The following is a 17,233-nucleotide window of genomic DNA, read 5'->3' as shown; positions in this document are numbered from 1 at the left end:
TTAAATTGATGTGATGTCAAAGTCTGAAATCCGATGACCGACATCCGAAATCACCAATCCGAAATCTATTTTAACACTTTCTCAAAAAACGCCTCCACTTCTTCTTTGGTTGGCTGTTTTACAGGGCGAATAATTCTGAAACCTACAAAAGGAGAATCGGCATTCCACCATTTACTTTTAGGAATTTGTGGGTCTCTTCTATTCCAAACAGCATCTGATTTCAGACGATTGGCACTTCTTAGTTGCGTAGCCACATCTTGGTAATTGCCACCTTTTACGGTACTTGGATAACGTTTTAGTTTTGTATTATAAGGATTGGTTTCGCCTGCTTGAATTTTCTGATAAAAAGTTTCGTCGTATTGGTCGAGTGTCCATTCTGCTACGTTGCCAAGCATATCATACAAACCCCAAGCATTTGGTTTCTTTTCGCCTACATGATGATACCTATCGCCCGAATTATCTTTAAACCAAGCATATTCCGAGAGTTTTGAAGCATCATTTCCAAAAAAGTACGCCGTATTACTTCCTGCACGACAAGCGTATTCCCATTCGGCTTCGGTGGCTAATCGGTGAAAAATTCCTGTTTTATAATACAACCATTTGCAGTACATCAAAGCAGCGTATTGTTGCATAGAGTTGGCAGGGAAACCGCCTACTTTTCCCATACCCAAAGTAAAATCTATGTACGGAGGACTCGGACGAGTAATGGCATCGGGCTTTGGTTCTGGGTCTCTTTCTTCTTCAAAAAATAATTGATATTCGTCGTAAGTAACTTCATAAGCACCCATCCAAAAGGCTTCAATTTTTACTTTTACTTGTGGGCTTTCGTCTGCTTCATGTCCTTGTTCTGTCTCTGGACTTCCCAAAGTAAATTCACCCGCAGGAATGGGCATCATTTTAAACTTTACAGAGGTATTCGGAATGGTTTGCTCATAAGCTTTGAAATCCTGAGCAATGATATGTTGTGAAAGAATCGTTAAAAAGATTAAGAGTATTTTTCGCATTGTTTTTGTTTTGTGAGCTTTACCAAATTTATAGTAATGTATTTTTTCTTATGTCCTGTTCAATACGACAATTGAGGTACCGTAAATAATAAATCTTGAAATTAAACGATTGATAGACAGAACCTTCATGCAAAAAAATCTTATCAGTCTTCGTTTTGAAAGTACTTTTGAAAGCCTTTTGATTGCCATTGTAAGATTTTACCATCTTTGATTTCAGCAATTAATACTTCACAATTGGGCATAGATTTGATGAGTTTCAAGGCTTTTTTGACTGATAAAACACTACAAGCCGTAGCGAGCCAGTCGGCAGTAGCTCCGTCTGTGGCGATGACGGTCACATTTTTTCTTTCTGTTAAACCCATTCCAGTTTTAGGATTTACGATATGCGAATAATACTTCCCGTTCAATGCTACATACTGATACATATCGCCAGAAGTAGCTACGGATTGGTTTTGTAAGATTAAAAACTTCTGTAATAATTCTTCTGAATCAGGTACATTGATACCGATTTTCCAGCCAGATGTTCCTTCCCAGTGCATTGCCAAATCTCCACCAGCATCTACCAATACTTTCTGAAAACCATTTTTTCGATAAAAATCCACAATTACTTGAGCAATATAGCCTTTGGCAATACCGCCTAAATCCAACAAAGTATTGGCATTTGTAAGCTTTACACCTTTGCATTTTTCATCTAAAATAATGGTTCGATAGCCTACACTTTTGATGGCTTCATTCAAGATAGATACTTCGGGAAGTACTTTTTCTTTGCGAGTTTTCCGCCAAAGTTTTACTACTCTACCGATACTTATGTCAAAAGCACCATTACTTTTTTCTGCTGCTTTTAATGATTGTTGTAAAATATCCCACAAAGCAGGCGATACTTTGGTAAAAGTATTTTGTCCAGATTTAGTACTCAGTAAGTTAAGTTCGCTGTTAGGCAGATAGTCGCTATAAATTAGATTGAGTGAATCTACGATTTGAAAAGCCTGTTGCGTAAGTTGGTAGATTTTTGCAGAGTCTTGTGCATAAACACTAATATTAAAAGGCGAACCCATTTTGGGTTGCGAGAAGTTGAACTTTCGGGTTTGAGCAAAAGAAGAAATGTTAGAAAATAATAAAAAAGCCAAGAGCCATCTCATAGAATTAGAATTTTACAATCATTTAATAAGAATTTTTTCACGAATCTTTTAAAAGTACAAAAAAGGTAGTAATTTTGTCTTGCAAATAACAATATCAACGATATTTGCCATGTTAGATACATCCAAGTTCCTTTTCGAAGCCCTCACTTATGATGATGTGCTTCTTCTTCCCGCTTATTCTGAAGTCCTTCCACGAGATACAAGTACGAAATCAAAACTTACTCGTAACATTATTTTAAATACTCCAATTGTTTCTGCTGCAATGGATACTGTTACTGAAGCTGAATTAGCAATTGCTATGGCTCAGGAAGGTGGTATCGGAATTATTCATAAAAATATGACGATTGCCCAACAGGCAGCCCAAGTAAGAAAAGTAAAACGTTCGGAATCAGGAATGATTATCGACCCAATTACACTTACAGAAGGACAAACTTTGGGAGACGCTCACCGTATCATGCGTGATTTCAAAATTGGAGGTATTCCAGTAGTGAATGATGCAGGAAAACTAATTGGTATTCTTACTAATAGAGACTTACGTTTTCAGAAAGATTTGAACAAATTGGTAACTGAGATTATGACTAAAAATAATCTTATTACTGCCAAAGAAGGTATTTCGCTTGAAGATGCAGAAAGCATTTTACAAGAATATAAAATCGAAAAATTACCAATTATTGATAAAAATGAAACATTAATTGGTTTGATTACTTACAAAGATATTTTAAAGCGAAAAAGTCATCCGAATGCTTCTAAAGATTCATTAGGTCGTTTAAGAGTAGGTGCTGCCGTAGGTGTTACTTATGACTTATTAGACAGAGTTGAAGCTTTAGTAAAAGTTGGCGTTGACGTAGTAAGTATTGATACTGCACACGGGCATTCAAAAGGTGTAATTGATGCTTTGAAATCTGTAAAAGCAAAATTCCCAAATCTTGATGTAATCGTTGGAAACGTAGCTACTGGCGAAGGTGCAAGAGCTTTAGCCGAAGCAGGTGCTGATGCTGTAAAAGTAGGTGTTGGGCCGGGAAGTATTTGTACAACTCGTATCATTGCTGGTGTAGGGATGCCACAATTAACTGCCGTTTATGAAGCGGCTCAAGCGGTGGCAGATTTAGGCGTACCGATTATTGCTGATGGTGGTATTCGTTTCTCTGGTGATATTGTAAAAGCTATCGCTGGCGGTGCAAGTACTGTAATGATTGGTTCAATGTTGGCTGGTACAGACGAAGCACCAGGCGAAATGATTCTTTTTGAAGGACGTAAATTCAAAACATACCGTGGAATGGGTTCGGTGGAAGCAATGGAAGATGGTTCAAAAGACCGTTATTTCCAAGATGCAGAAGACGACATCAAGAAATTAGTTCCAGAAGGTATCGTAGGTCGTGTACCATTCAAAGGTGCTGTGGCTGAAATCATTTACCAAATGGTGGGTGGCTTAAAAGCAGGTATGGGTTACTGCGGTGCAGCGAACATCGAAGCTATGCAAAAAGCTAAATTTGTAAAAATTACTGCGGCTGGTTCAAGAGAGAGCCATCCACACGATGTTACGATTTCTAAAGAAGCACCTAATTACAGTGCCAAATAAGAATGTTTAAATTTAGTCCGTTATTTGCAGAATAACGGACTAAATATTTAAATCAGTTTATGAGAACAAAGATTTCAATCCTATCACTCTTAACCTTGCTATACACTTTTGTAAGTGTAGCTCAAGATGTAAAACCTACACAAGAAGTAAAAAAAGATACTACTTACTGGAAAAAGAAAACCCAATACGGGGCAAATTTTAGCAACGCTGGGTTTAACAACTGGAGTCCGGGCGGACAAAATGCCACAGGTTTTACTATTTTTTTCAATACCAGAGGAGAATACGCCAGAGCCAAAACGACTTGGGTAAACGATTTGCAAATGCAATACGGTTTATTAGACAATGGAAATGGTTTTAGAAAAAGTATCGACCGTTTATTTTTTGACTCAAAAGTTGGTCACAAATTATCGCCAAAAGGTGCTTTAGTAGGAGTATTCAACTTCCAATCTCAGTTTACGTCGGGATATAAATATGGTGATGTACCTGCCAACGACGTAAAAATTTCCAATTTTCTTTCTCCTGCTTTTCTGACCGAATCTATCGGATTTGAATGGAAACCCAAACCTTTCTTTGGTATGGTTTTCTCGCCGGGTGCTATTCGCCAAACCATCGTAACTGATGATGGTGTAAGAGAAAAAAATGCTACTACTGGCGAGTTGCAGAGTGCTTATGGAGTACGTGTAGGTTCTAAGTTTAGAAATGATTTTGCCCTTATTCAAATTGTTTCAAACTTCGATAAAGACATTGCTAAAAATATCAATCTCAAACTTCGTCATCAAGTTTTTATCAATGCCAATTCTTTGGCTCATATTGATAATAGAATTGATGCCAAAGTAGCCGCAAAAATCAATAAGTATGTCAGTGCTACTTTTGATTTAATCGTACTTTATGACGACGATTTAAGTACAAAAATTCAGCAAGCTCGCAATTTAGGTTTAGGTTTTTTATATACTTTTTAAAAGAAATCATTCAGCTAAAAGCCCATTTTTCAGCTAAAGCCCGAAGCGTAATACCTTTGGGCTTTTATTTTTCCATCAAAAATATAAAAAGAGGGCAGAGATTTTGATTACTTTGCATTGTTGAATTCATTGAGATTATTTAAAGGCTGGAATATGAAAAAAATCGCAATTTTAGGCGGAGGTGAAAGTGGCGTTGGTGCTGCATTATTGGCAAAAGCAAAAGGCTTTAAAGTTTTTTTATCGGATAAAGGTGCTTTGTCGGATAAATACAAAGAAATTCTTGCTGAAAACGAAATCCCTTTTGAAGAAGGACAACATACCGAGAGTGAAATTTTGGATGCCGACGAAATCGTGAAAAGTCCGGGAATTCCTGATAAAGTGGCTTTAATTCAGAAATTAAAATCTTTAAAGAAACCCATTATTTCAGAAATTGAACTGGCAGCCCGTTATACTAAAGCAAAAATTGTAGCCATTACAGGCAGTAACGGAAAAACTACTACTACGCTCCTCACCTATCATTTACTCAAAAATGCAGGTTTGAATGTTGGGCTTGCGGGCAACGTCGGCGAAAGTTTTGCCAAACAAGTAATCAATGATACTTTCGATTATTTTGTGTTGGAATTGAGCAGTTTTCAATTAGACAATTGCTTCGATTTCAAAGCGGATATTGCCATACTTCTTAATATTACGCCCGACCATTTGGATAGATATAATTATGAATTTCAAAATTATATCGACTCTAAATTCAGAATTTTACAAAATATGAATTCTGCCGACCACTTTATTTTTTATCAAGAAAGTGAAGCCGTAGCGACAGAATTAGTCAAAAAATCTTTCCCTGTACATTACTTACCAGTTTCATTACTTGAAAAAGTAACAGAAGGTGCTTCTTTGGAAAATGGACAATTGGAAGTAAATTTTCAAGGACAACATTTCTCTTTTCCACAAGCATCATTACCTATCAAAGGCTCGCACAATGCTATTAATGCCATGTCGGCAATTTTGGTGGCTAAAGCTTTGGGTATCGAAAACGAAAAAATTGCAGAGGGATTAGCATCATTCCAAAGCGTAGAACATCGCCTCGAACCTTGTGGCGTAATTGATGGCGTAAAATTTGTAAATGATTCAAAAGCTACCAACGTAGATTCTGTGTTTTATGCTTTAGGGAGTTTCGACGACCCAATCGTTTTAATCATGGGCGGTGTGGATAAAGGCAATGATTATACACAAATTGAACCTTTGGTAAAACAAAAAGTAAAAGCTTTGATTTGTATGGGAACAGACAACCAAAAATTATTAGATTTTTTTGGTGAAAAAGTACCCGCTATTTACTCGGTCGATAGCCTGCTGAAAGCCGTAGAGATGAGTAAACAAGTAGCCGTAGAAGGCGATGTAGTATTGCTTTCGCCTGCTTGTGCAAGTTTTGATTTATTCAAAAATTATGAAGACCGTGGACGACAATTCAAAGCGGCTGTTCAGGCACTCATTGGATAAATTTTAAATGTTTATAAAATGACAACAAATTGGTTAAAAGATAATCTTAAAGGAGACCACCAAATCTGGACGATTGTGGCTACTTTGTCGATGATAAGTATTATCGTAGTATCAAGTGCTTCTGGAAAACTTGCCGTAATGCAAGGTGGCGGAGGTATTTTCATTCACATCTTTAAACATATTATTCTGGTATCGCTCGGTTTGGGTTCAATGTGGTTTTTTCACCGCTTAGACTACCACCGTTTTGCGATGTACTCCAATGCGGGCGTAATTCTTTCGTTTGCGATGCTATTGTATGCCTACAAATTCGAGCAGGGAATCAACCACGCCAACCGTTGGATTCACGTAGGAGGTCTAACTTTTATGCCTTCCGATTTAGCAAAACTTTCCTTAATTACCAATTTGGCAGCCATGTTGGCAAAACGCCAGCACGTGAGTTATTCTTTTGGTGAGATTTTACCGATGATTATCAAAATTATTTTAATCTGTGCAGCCATTGCTCTTACCAACGTTTCTACTTCATTACTACTTTTTGCTACTTGTTTTTTATTGATGTTTTTCGGAAGAGTACCCAGCCAATACTTACTATTGGCTTTGGTCGGGATTTTTATTACTGCTACGCTATTGGTAATGACTGGTACTGGTAGCCGTATCGAAACCGCCCGAAACCGTATCATCAACTTTGTGAGTGGTATAAAAGGCACAAAAATGAAAGATGCTTCACAAACTACAGATTATCAAGTAGAACGAAGTTTTTATGCCATTGCCAACGGTGGAGTAATGGGAAAAGGCCCAGGGAAAAGCCAACAGCGATACTTTCTAACACAATCTGAATCCGATTTTATTTATGCCATCATCATTGAAGAATGGGGAATGGTCGGCGGTGTGTTTGTCTTGAGTTTGTATTTATGGTTTCTGTATCGAGGGATGAAAGCCGTCGATAGCTCCGGACGAGCCTTCGGTGGTTTGCTTTCGGCAGGGCTTACTTTTAGTTTGGTCATACAAGCGATGGTCCACATGGGCGTTGCTACTGGACTTGGGCCCGTAACTGGTCAAAACTTACCACTTTTGAGTATGGGGGGAAGTTCGCTTTTGTTTACAGGTGCAATGGTGGGCATTATTATTTCAGTAAGCCAAGATAAAGTAAAAGACCCTGTACTTTAAATATGAATTATGAATTAGGGGATTTGGGGTTTGGGATGTTGGATTTCAGATGTCAGCTTTCGGATTTCAGCTTTATCAAAAAAGTCAACTTATTTCAGGACAAGACATAATCCTAATCACCAATCACTTTTTACTAATTACTACTTCAATACCACTGTAAGTTTTTAAAAATTTATTGCTTAATAATCAATCAAATGACTAAAGTCATCATCTCGGGTGGAGGAACAGGCGGACATATTTATCCAGCCATTGCTATCGCCAATGCGTTAAAAGAAATCAATCCTGACATTGAAGTACTTTTTGTAGGTGCAGAAGGAAAAATGGAAATGGAAAAAGTACCGAAGGCGGGTTATCCGATTATTGGTTTGCCAATTGCGGGTATCAACCGTTCTAATTTATTTGCCAACATTGGTTTCCCAAAAAAATTAATCACAAGTCTTACAGAAGCTCGTCAAATCATCAAAGATTTCAAACCTGACGTAGCCGTAGGCGTGGGTGGTTATGCTTCGGGGCCATTATTATTGGCAGCTTCAATGATGGGCATTCCTTATTTGATTCAAGAACAAAACTCTTATGCAGGAATTACCAATAAATTATTGGCAAAAAAAGCCCAAAAAATCTGTGTGGCGTATCCTAAAATGGAAACGTTTTTTTCGGCAGATAAAATAAAAATGACGGGCAATCCTGTAAGAAAAGATATTTTAGAAGTACAGTCAAAAAAACAAGAAGCCTTAGCTTTTTTTGGTTTACAAGCTGATAAAAAAACAGTACTTGTCATCGGCGGAAGTCAGGGAGCAAGAACTATCAATGAAGCCATTGACGGCGGACTTACACAATTAGTTGACGCTGGCTATCAAGTAGTTTGGCAAACGGGTAAACTCTATATCGAAAGAGCAAAAACAAGTGCCAGTGTTTTCAAAGGACAAGTATTTGTTTCAGATTTTATTTATCAAATGGATTTGGCATACTCTATTGCCGATGTGGTGGTTTCCAGAGCTGGAGCATTATCTGTTTCAGAATTATGCTTGGCTGCCAAACCTGCTATTTTAGTACCATTGCCCACAGCAGCCGAAGACCACCAAACCATGAACGCCATGAGCTTGGTAAACAACGATGCCGCCATTTTGGTAAAAGATATTAGTGCCAAAGAAAGCTTGGTAAAAGCAACGATTGAACTTTTGAAAGACGAAGCCAAACAAGCTGTGTTGAGTAAAAATATTCATCAATTAGCCAAGCCAGAAGCCGCTAATGAAATTGCCAACGAAGTATTGAAACTCATTGCAAAAGCTTAGTTTCACCAATATCATTCCCAATACATGAATAAAATCTTTGCTTTTTTACTGCTTTTATGTAGTCTTTCGGCTCATGCAGAATCGCCCTTGAAAGGTACTTGGCAACAAAAATTTCCAGACGGACGCACTGCTACTTTGCTATGTTCTGAAAATTATTTGATGCTGGCGGAGTATCATTTTATTCAAAAAAAGTACTTTCGCTCGGCTGGCGGTACGTATCAATTATCAAAAATTGGTCAAAAAAAGGTAATTTCTTTCAAAAAAGATTTCAATACTCAAGACCCCATGACGGCAGGCACAACCATTGCCACACTTTATACTTTGGTCAATAATGTACTGAGTGTTCAGCAAGGGCCATTGGCTGGTACGTGGCAAAAAGTAGTAGAAACAGGTACTTCAAATTTGGCAGGAAACTGGCGACTAAAAGCCAAAGAAGATGCCAATTTTGTGATGCAAACGCAATTGAAAGGTTCGTTGAAGACCATTAAATTACTGACCAAACAGTATTTTCACGAAGTATCTTTTAATATTGATACACAACAGTTTTTTACTTCTTTTGGCGGAACGTATTCACAGAAAAATAAGAAGTATTATGAAAAAATCAATTTCAATGCGATGATTCCTAAACAAGCTGGACAAAGTTTTGAGTATGATTTTATCTTAAACGGCACAGATTGGCTTCATGCCAGACAAAGCAACAAAGGCGAAAGAGTAAACGAAGTATGGGAAAGAATTGAGTAAAAGTATTTGTAAAATTCATTATCAGAGAATCTCCTAAGCGATAGGATTCTCTTTTTTTTATATTTTTTTGAAAGTTACCAATCCAACACGAAAAGCCTTGCGTAGATATGTTAAAATAAGTTGAAAAAGAGATTTAACAAACAAAGCAATGCAAACGCTCAGAAAAATATTCAAGACAAGTGTCATTACTTTTTTGGCTTTATTTACCGCCTTTATGATTTACGCCAATTGGGAAAAGCCGCCACTTTCCGACCAGTTGAATCTAAAACCAATCGCTCTTTCAGTATATAATCTCGACAGAGCGATTACGGTAAATGACAGCATCGAAATTGCTAATATATTATCCATCCAAAAAGGTATCACTGCCGCCACAGTAAACCGATTGGGACAAACCATCAGTATTACGTATCATCCCGACGAGATAGCAGAAACTGATTTAATGAAAACTGTTTCGTTGGGAAATTTAAAAGCTAAGAAAATAGACTTTACAGCCTTCAAAGGACCGCAGTGTCCTGTTCCTTCATCGTACATCGACTTTATATTGAATGCCAAAAAAACATTGTGTTTTAGATAATTACGCTCAATTCCTTTTTGCTCGAATATTCCAAAAAGAATCGTAAAAGTCATTATTTCGAGCATATATGACTTTTACAACCATCTTCATATTTAATTAATTTAACTCGAATCATGAAAAAATCAACACAACTGTGGGGAAGTTTCCTCATGGCAGGAATGCTATTGTTCAGTTCTTGCAAAAAAGACGAAGAAGTAATGCCAGCCAAATCGCTTTACGAACGTTTGGGCGGCAACACAGCTATTTCGGCTGTTATTGACCAATTTATCACCAATGTAGCAGGCGATACTCGTATCAATGCCTTTTTTGCAGATGCCGCTGCCGACCCTGCCCGCTTGACTCGTCTTCGCAACAACCTCATCAACCAAGTAGGTATGGCAACGGGTGGAATGGAAAAGTACTCTGGTCTCGACATGAAAACAGCCCACAAAGGCATGGGTATCGAAGACACACACTTCACCGCTTTAGTAGAAGATTTATCAATGGCATTGGATAAATTTAGCGTACCTGCCACCGAAAAAACGGAATTATTAACAGCTTTGGGAGCAATGAAAGCCGACATCGTAGAAGGCCCAACAACGGTTTATGCACGTTTGGGTGGCAACGCTGCGATTACTGCTGTCATCGACGATTTTATCGGAAAAGTAGCGGCTGATGCTCGTATCAATGCCTTTTTTGCGGCGGCAGCGGCTGACCCTGCTCGTTTGAATCGCTTGAAAATGAACCTTGTCAATCAAGTTGGTCAGGCTTCTGGAGGACCAGAAAAATATACAGGTTTGGATATGAAAACTGCCCACAAAGGCATGAACATCACCGATGCACAATTCAATGCTTTGGTAGAAGACCTAACGGCTTCGTTGGTAAAATATAAAGTAGAATCACGCACAAAAATTCAATTATTAACCGTTTTAGCAAGCCTAAAAGGTGACATTGTTGGTCAGTAATTTTTGGATATTTTAGGTAAAAGGGAGTGAACAAAGATTCAAAACCTTTTACCTTTTTTTAGCACCCTTGTTATAGTTTTTCATTATAATCAAATACAAAATATCAATTTTTATGATAAATATATTTGTCGTAAATTTGATTTTAAAGTTCATCTACGCCAACAACGCTAACAATGTTTAGCTATGAAATTGATAAAAGTCAGTTTTTAAGTTTGAAATCTCTAATACCTTAGAGCCAAATTCAGAGAACCCTAAATGCACAATAAAATTGTACATTTTCAAGAAGTATCAAAGAAAAAAAGCTCTGTTATTTATACGTATTCTAAATTGATGTGAAGTATAAATAATTAGCCAATATTAGAGGCAATCATAATCATTCGTGTTGTAATTTTGCATACTTAAATTTTTTGTAAAATTCGACACCCAGCATATTACAAATAATTTAAATTTTTAGCTCAAGAAGAAAGATTACAAACTTTTTTGTAAGCGAACAGGAATTGTAAGGAGTTATGAAAAATATTTTCAAAGCATTTAGTTTATCATATAAATCTGCTCCCTTAGCGGTGCGTGAACAAGTTGCTCTTAATGAGGATGAAATCAAGAATTTTTCTTTGAAAATCAAAGATTTATTTGGCATTCAAGAAATCCTTGTGGTATCTACTTGCAATCGTACAGAAGTATATTATGTAGCTAAACAAAATCATACTGCCGAATTAATTAAAGTATTATTAATCGACAAAGGAATCACGAATACAGAAATGTATGTGGATTATTTCGAGCAAATGAATACGCAAGCCGAAGCAGTACAACACCTTTTTGAAGTAGCTACGGGTTTACATTCAAAAGTTGTTGGCGATTTACAAATTCCAAATCAAGTAAAACAAGCTTACCAAATTGCAGCCGATTTAAACATGGCTGGGCCTTTTCTTCACCGTTTGATGCACACGATTTTCTTTGCCAACAAACGTGTAGCTCAGGAAACTTCTTTCCGTGACGGTGCCGCTTCTACCTCTTATGCAGCCGTTGCTCTGACGGAAGAAGTAACTCGCAACATCAAAAATCCAAAAGTATTAATTTTAGGTTTAGGTGAAATCGGTATTGATGTTTGCAAAAACATGGCCGACCAAGAATTTGCCGAAATTACGGTAATGAACCGTACTCGTGCAAAAGCTGAAAAAATTGCTGCTGGTCGCAATTTCAGAGTAGCAGATTTAGCGAATTTAGAAAGAGAAGTAAAAAGAGCCGATGTAATTATTTCATCAGTAATGATTGATAAACCAATTGTTACAAAAGCTTTGATTGAAAAAATCGGAATTCTTACTTTCAAATATTTCATTGATTTATCTGTTCCAAGAAGTGTTGAAGACAACGTTGAAGACATTCCGGGAGCATTGGTTTATAATATTGACAGCCTTCGTGAACGTGCCGACGAAGCTTTGAAAACTCGTTTGGCGTCTATTCCACACGTAGAAAGAATCATTGCCGAAGCGATTGTAGGTTTTGATGATTGGTCGAAAGAAATGGTAGTTTCTCCAACGATTAATAAATTGAAAAATGCTCTTGAGCAAATTCGTAAAGAAGAGATGGCTCGTCATTTGAAGAATCTTTCACCAGAAGAATCTGAAAAAGTAGAGAAAATCACGATGGGAATTGTTCAGAAAATTATGAAATTACCCGTAATTCAGTTGAAAGCCGCTTGTAAACGTGGCGATGCCGACCAATTGGTGGACGTACTTACTGAATTATTTGATCTAGAAAAACAAGAAAATCCTTCTGGATATAGTCATTAATAAATAAGAAAAGTCTTTCAAAAACCTGCGAATCATTTCGTAGGTTTTTTGTTTTTAAAAGAATCCTAAACGCTGGCATAACTGTAAAAGCATCTTCTTTTCACTTTTAGATTATACACTACTTAATATCATAGAATATTTTCAAAGTATTGATTCAGAAAGCTAAAAGTTTTATATTTTTAGATGAATGAATAGAATCTATCTTGAAAACATCAATCATTATGAAAAAGCTATCCTATCTGATATTTTTCTTCTCATGCTGTTTTTTGGCTTGCAAAAAGACACTTGAAGAACCTGAATATATATGTAACAATGTTGTTTTAGAAAAGGTAGATTGGACTTACTGTATTATTAATACAGAGTATAATATCTGGACAAAATGTAATGACAGTAGGGATTCTTTAATAATGCCTATAAAACAACATATTGAAAATATTCAAGGACAAGTTTATGAAGAGGAGAAAGGTATTGCTTATTGTTTGATACCAAACTCAGGAGCAAAATTAGGTAGTTTAACACCTATAAATTTACCTTCTTGCTTTAAAAAAAATGGATTAAAAGTGCAATTTAGTGGTGATATCAGAACTCCTCCAAGGCTCAATGAGGCAAACTGTGGAGATTTATTTGAGCTTACAAAAATAGAGATTAGCCAATGATAAAATAAATATTCACAGATTTTAGCCAAAAATAGTCTATTTTTCTAAAAAGGAAATTGTATATAAAATACAGTTTCCTTTTTGTTTTACGCATTTTGCTGACCTTATAAATTCGCTTCTCTATTCCGTTGGAACATCTTTCAAGAAAATCTCTATTTGTTTTCTGGATGTTTTAAAATGCGGTTGCAGGGCATTTGAAGTAATGAAATTTCCTTTGTGGTCAAAAATCATGTATTTCGGTATCGACAAAGATGTTTTTTCATTCTCTCTTCTGGTATATAGAAAATTCTGAAACTTTGTTTTATTCCCTAACCAATAAGCTTGTATTCCATCGCCCGACAATTTGTATTTTGCCAAAGCTTTTTTCCACACTTTTATAGATTTATCCGAACTTATCGAAATAAATACGATAGGTTTGTCTTTCAACGCTTTAGCGTGTTCTTTTACATAAGGTGTCAAGAATATGCAAGGCGGACACCAGCTGGCATAAAAATCAAAGTATATCAGTTTGCCTTTATTTTGTGCTAATAAATCTTTCCAAGTAGTCGTTTGTCCATTTTCATGAATGAGTTTTTGTGTCAACATAAACTCAGGAAAAGTAAAATTTGTATCATCAATTTTATCTTTGACATACTTTAAAAAAGTTTCGTTTTGACAATTCGCATAGAAAATGCCCACGTAATCATAAAAATCTGGCAGGTTCTCAATTTTGTATTTATTCAACAAATAAGCCATCAAAAAGTCTCGATGCTCGCCTTTGAAATTCAGCATGGCTGAGTTAAACTGAACATAAAAGTCTTTAGAACCATTAAGCGAATCTCGACAAAGAAATTGATTATAATAAAATAAAGCACGACGGTACTCTGCTCCTTTGATGAGCGTGTCTGCTCCAAAGATTTCTTCCTTAAATAACTTTACCGAATCGACATACCATTGTGGAAACTTCCGCCAATCTGTACTGCCACTTACAAAAGGTATTAAAACCGAAGACAAAGCAATACTTTTTACTTCCTGAACAGTGCTACGCAACAAAGAACTATCTACGGAAGGATGATAGGTAAAAATGGTAGAAAGCAAACGATTCATTTTCGCTTTAATATCATGAATAACAACAAGATGCTCGCTTTTTGACATATTTTGAATAGAATAGCCTGACACTTGAATCTCAGAGCCATATTGTCTATCAAAATTGGCAAGAGCATTTCTTAAAGAATCCTGTGGAAAAGTACAAGTAATATATCCTTCTTTAGATTTTTCAAGCTCAATACTATCATTTGGGAAAATTAGTATTGGATTTGCTTTTCTTTCTCTGCCCCAAGGATAAATAAAAGTTGGGAAATGATGATTAAAAACATACTTTTCCCCTCCTTTATTCGGCAATATTTTACGTACAGAACCTACATTTTCTAATAAATCATCATAATAATTCATGTGCATGATGAGAGAAGTATCTTTCGTAGTAACAACAGACCTTTGAGCTTTGGTAGCGAAAGAAAGGAATAGGAAAAAACAGAGGTACAGTAAGTTGTTTTTCATATAGATTTTGAGTTTTAAATGTGTAAAAAATTTATTGCTAAAGCATGACGATTTATCAATATTCCATGTAAAAGGCTAATTTGTAAATGATGAATTGCCTTGATTTATTGTGCTTAGATTACAACCTTTAGTTATATTTTTACTTCTGTTACTTTTAGTTTAAGAAGGCATTCAACAAACCAAATAATCAGAAAATGAATTTCAGTAAGTACCTCTCCAGCATCATAAAAAATATTTTTATCAACCTCATTGTATTCAGTGTTTTTATTCTGAATCAAGCGAATGCTCAACATGGATTTGCCAAATGGACAAAAGATGAATTAATACTTAACAATGGTTTGGTTCAAAGAGTAATTAGTCTTCCGAATACTTCATCGGGCAAAATTGGTACTACTCTGTACAAACCAGTTACAGGCGATTTCAACTATTTTGAAAAGTGCAGTCCAGAATTTCAATTTGAGATAAATGGAAAAGTATATTCTGGTGAAGAATCTTGGCAATTAGTCAATATCCAAACTATTACAGATGCCAAACAAGGCGAAGGCGTAGCGGTAAAAATTATCAGCCAAGACCAGCAAATTGAACTTACAATCAAGTACTTACTTTATCCTCACTTGCCTGTAATTCGTAAAAACTTGTTGATAAAAAATTTATCAGAAAAGACGGTCAGGGTAGAATCTGTGGATGTAGAAAAATTTAAAGTACCCAATTATTATGCTACTACTTATAGTTGGATTTGTCATGATTACGGAAGAAGGCGTTCTATCGGGCCTTATGATGGCAATATGCAAGACGCTTTGCTGACGATTCACAACAGCGATTGGCAGCAAGGTTTGGTAATTGGCAACGAAGCCTCTGGGATTATTAAACATACTTCTGCTTTTTGGCAAGAACCCAGTATTTGTAGCGGACTTACCCATAAAGACGCACGTTATCCGTTCAGAAAGTACCTTCAAGAAGGCGAGAGTTTTGAAACGCCACAAGTATTTACCATTGTGTATAATCAACAAAAAGACCCCGATGAAGTACTGAATACAAGCGTAGCCGATTTTACACGTAAACATTTAGGGATTCGACTGTTTGAATTGGTACAAAAACCTACTTTTGTTTATAATACTTGGGAGCCTTTCAATAAAAATATCAATGAAAAATTAGTCATGGAATTGGCGAAATCTGCCGCCGAAGCTGGCATGAAAGAATTTATTATTGATGATGGTTGGAGTGATAATTATGGCGATTGGACCATCGACAAAAAGAAATTTCCGAACGGACTAAAACCTGTTTTCGACTACATCAAATCATTGGGAATGAAACCCGGTTTGTGGGTAAGTGTAGGAAGTGCTTCCACCGAAAGTAAAGTGTATCGTGAACATCCAGAATGGTTTGTTTTAGACGAAAAACAACAACCTTACAATCTTCACTGGGAAGATTCTACGATGGTAACGGCTTGTTTTAGTACAGGTTGGAGCGAATATATTAAAAAAGTATTGATGAAAATGGCTTTGGAGTACGGTTTGGAATACATGAAACTCGACTTTACGGTTGTGACAAGTCCTTATAAATTTGGAAGTAAAAATGCAGGCTGTTTTGCTACAAATCATCCCAGTCATAAAGACCAACAAGCATCTTTTTATGTGAATTATGAAGCCGTTTGGAAACTGTTCGATGAGTTGCACGCAGCCAAACCCAACCTTTTTATCGACTGTACTTTTGAAACAATGGGAGGTTTACAATTGATAGACTACGCCATGCTGAAACACGCAGAAGGCAATTGGCTTTCAAACTTTTCGGGGCCACCGCACGAAAACGTAGATTTAAGAGTACGCAATATGGCTTGGTGGCGTTCGCCTGCTATTCCAGCTACGGCTTTGGTGATTGGAAATCCTGCGATGCAAGATGAAGGTTGGGAAATGCACATCAAATCTTTAGCTGGAGCTTTACCCATCATGCTTGGTGACCCAAGAAAATTGGTCACAAAAGATTTCAACAAGTATAGAATCTATGCCGATTGGTTGCAATCTATGGAAAACAAGTACCAAATTATGGCTTTCCGACAAGACTTAGCGGGTTTTGATGAACCCAAAGAAGGTTTATGGGATGGTTTCCAACGTATCAATACAGATACAAAATCGGGAGGCATTATTGGCGTTTTCAAACATGGTAGCTTAGAAAACGAAAGAAAAGTATTCGTTAAGTATCTACAAAACGATAAAAAGTACATCATCAAAGAAGCGATTTCTGGTAGAATCATTTGCCAAATGACGGGAAAACAATTAGCAACCATAGGCTTTAAAGTAAGGCTTGATGAAAAATATAGCGGAGAGCTTTTTGAAGTGATTGGACAGAAGTGATGGTAGAAAC

At 36.5% G+C, this 17,233-nt stretch carries 14 protein-coding genes; 11 read left to right on the top strand and 3 right to left on the bottom strand.

Features of this window, described 5'->3' with window-relative positions:
• Positions 1 to 65 precede the first annotated feature (65 nt).
• Positions 66 to 1,004, bottom strand: coding sequence for a formylglycine-generating enzyme family protein (locus VB248_RS06925; RefSeq protein ID WP_323296020.1), 939 nt, complete (start codon positions 1,002 to 1,004; stop codon positions 66 to 68).
• A gap of 143 nt (positions 1,005 to 1,147) precedes the next feature.
• Complete coding sequence (locus tag VB248_RS06920; protein ID WP_323296019.1) at positions 1,148 to 2,143, bottom strand: FAD:protein FMN transferase; 996 nt, start codon at positions 2,141 to 2,143, stop codon at positions 1,148 to 1,150.
• 109 nt (positions 2,144 to 2,252) lie between these two features.
• Here VB248_RS06920 and guaB point away from each other — a divergent pair, with 109 nt between their 5' ends.
• The 10 genes from guaB (at position 2,253) to VB248_RS06870 (ending at position 13,336) form a co-directional block, all read left to right on the top strand.
• Positions 2,253 to 3,722 (top strand): IMP dehydrogenase, encoded by a 1,470-nt coding sequence (guaB, locus tag VB248_RS06915; RefSeq protein ID WP_323296018.1) that lies wholly within the window; start codon positions 2,253 to 2,255, stop codon positions 3,720 to 3,722.
• Between the two features lie 59 nt (positions 3,723 to 3,781).
• Positions 3,782 to 4,681, top strand: coding sequence for a DUF3078 domain-containing protein (locus VB248_RS06910; RefSeq protein ID WP_323296017.1), 900 nt, complete (start codon positions 3,782 to 3,784; stop codon positions 4,679 to 4,681).
• A gap of 153 nt (positions 4,682 to 4,834) precedes the next feature.
• Positions 4,835 to 6,175: a UDP-N-acetylmuramoyl-L-alanine--D-glutamate ligase gene (murD, locus tag VB248_RS06905; protein WP_323296016.1), complete on the top strand. Its 1,341-nt coding sequence runs from the start codon at positions 4,835 to 4,837 to the stop codon at positions 6,173 to 6,175.
• Positions 6,176 to 6,193: 18 nt separating this feature from the next.
• Entirely contained in the window at positions 6,194 to 7,339 is a 1,146-nt protein-coding gene (locus tag VB248_RS06900; protein WP_323296015.1) for an FtsW/RodA/SpoVE family cell cycle protein, read from the top strand.
• Between the two features lie 194 nt (positions 7,340 to 7,533).
• A complete protein-coding gene (gene murG, locus VB248_RS06895; RefSeq protein ID WP_323296014.1) occupies positions 7,534 to 8,631 on the top strand; it encodes an undecaprenyldiphospho-muramoylpentapeptide beta-N-acetylglucosaminyltransferase in 1,098 nt (365 codons plus the stop codon).
• A gap of 24 nt (positions 8,632 to 8,655) precedes the next feature.
• On the top strand, positions 8,656 to 9,372 hold the full coding sequence (locus VB248_RS06890; protein WP_323296013.1) for a hypothetical protein: 717 nt from the start codon (positions 8,656 to 8,658) through the stop codon (positions 9,370 to 9,372).
• A gap of 148 nt (positions 9,373 to 9,520) precedes the next feature.
• On the top strand, positions 9,521 to 9,946 hold the full coding sequence (locus tag VB248_RS06885; RefSeq protein WP_323296012.1) for a hypothetical protein: 426 nt from the start codon (positions 9,521 to 9,523) through the stop codon (positions 9,944 to 9,946).
• 113 nt (positions 9,947 to 10,059) lie between these two features.
• Entirely contained in the window at positions 10,060 to 10,890 is an 831-nt protein-coding gene (locus VB248_RS06880; protein WP_323296011.1) for a group I truncated hemoglobin, read from the top strand.
• 509 nt (positions 10,891 to 11,399) lie between these two features.
• Entirely contained in the window at positions 11,400 to 12,680 is a 1,281-nt protein-coding gene (hemA, locus tag VB248_RS06875; RefSeq protein WP_323296010.1) for a glutamyl-tRNA reductase, read from the top strand.
• Positions 12,681 to 12,901: 221 nt separating this feature from the next.
• Positions 12,902 to 13,336, top strand: coding sequence for a hypothetical protein (locus tag VB248_RS06870; protein WP_323296009.1), 435 nt, complete (start codon positions 12,902 to 12,904; stop codon positions 13,334 to 13,336).
• Between the two features lie 120 nt (positions 13,337 to 13,456).
• Here the strand turns inward: VB248_RS06870 and VB248_RS06865 are convergent, their stop codons facing one another.
• On the bottom strand, positions 13,457 to 14,872 hold the full coding sequence (locus VB248_RS06865) for a TlpA family protein disulfide reductase (protein ID WP_323296008.1): 1,416 nt from the start codon (positions 14,870 to 14,872) through the stop codon (positions 13,457 to 13,459).
• Positions 14,873 to 15,066: 194 nt separating this feature from the next.
• On the opposite strand from VB248_RS06865, the gene VB248_RS06860 reads away from it, so the two are divergent.
• Positions 15,067 to 17,223, top strand: coding sequence for a glycoside hydrolase family 36 protein (locus VB248_RS06860; protein WP_323296007.1), 2,157 nt, complete (start codon positions 15,067 to 15,069; stop codon positions 17,221 to 17,223).
• Positions 17,224 to 17,233: the final 10 nt, after the last annotated feature.

The sequence above is a fragment of the Arcicella rigui genome (genome assembly GCF_034929435.1).
GTDB lineage: Bacteria > Bacteroidota > Bacteroidia > Cytophagales > Spirosomataceae > Arcicella > Arcicella rigui.
Note: the sequence above shows the minus strand (reverse complement) of the source record. Positions and strands in the feature narration are given on the sequence as shown.

Bases quoted from the DNA above. Each gene is read 5' to 3' on its own strand.
- VB248_RS06925 (WP_323296020.1), bottom strand. From the start codon at position 1,004: ATGCGAAAAATACTCTTAATCTTTTTAACGATTCTTTCACAACATATC.
- VB248_RS06920 (WP_323296019.1), bottom strand. From the start codon at position 2,143: ATGAGATGGCTCTTGGCTTTTTTATTATTTTCTAACATTTCTTCTTTT.
- guaB (WP_323296018.1), top strand. From the start codon at position 2,253: ATGTTAGATACATCCAAGTTCCTTTTCGAAGCCCTCACTTATGATGAT.
- VB248_RS06910 (WP_323296017.1), top strand. From the start codon at position 3,782: ATGAGAACAAAGATTTCAATCCTATCACTCTTAACCTTGCTATACACT.
- murD (WP_323296016.1), top strand. From the start codon at position 4,835: ATGAAAAAAATCGCAATTTTAGGCGGAGGTGAAAGTGGCGTTGGTGCT.
- VB248_RS06900 (WP_323296015.1), top strand. From the start codon at position 6,194: ATGACAACAAATTGGTTAAAAGATAATCTTAAAGGAGACCACCAAATC.
- murG (WP_323296014.1), top strand. From the start codon at position 7,534: ATGACTAAAGTCATCATCTCGGGTGGAGGAACAGGCGGACATATTTAT.
- VB248_RS06890 (WP_323296013.1), top strand. From the start codon at position 8,656: ATGAATAAAATCTTTGCTTTTTTACTGCTTTTATGTAGTCTTTCGGCT.
- VB248_RS06885 (WP_323296012.1), top strand. From the start codon at position 9,521: ATGCAAACGCTCAGAAAAATATTCAAGACAAGTGTCATTACTTTTTTG.
- VB248_RS06880 (WP_323296011.1), top strand. From the start codon at position 10,060: ATGAAAAAATCAACACAACTGTGGGGAAGTTTCCTCATGGCAGGAATG.
- hemA (WP_323296010.1), top strand. From the start codon at position 11,400: ATGAAAAATATTTTCAAAGCATTTAGTTTATCATATAAATCTGCTCCC.
- VB248_RS06870 (WP_323296009.1), top strand. From the start codon at position 12,902: ATGAAAAAGCTATCCTATCTGATATTTTTCTTCTCATGCTGTTTTTTG.
- VB248_RS06865 (WP_323296008.1), bottom strand. From the start codon at position 14,872: ATGAAAAACAACTTACTGTACCTCTGTTTTTTCCTATTCCTTTCTTTC.
- VB248_RS06860 (WP_323296007.1), top strand. From the start codon at position 15,067: ATGAATTTCAGTAAGTACCTCTCCAGCATCATAAAAAATATTTTTATC.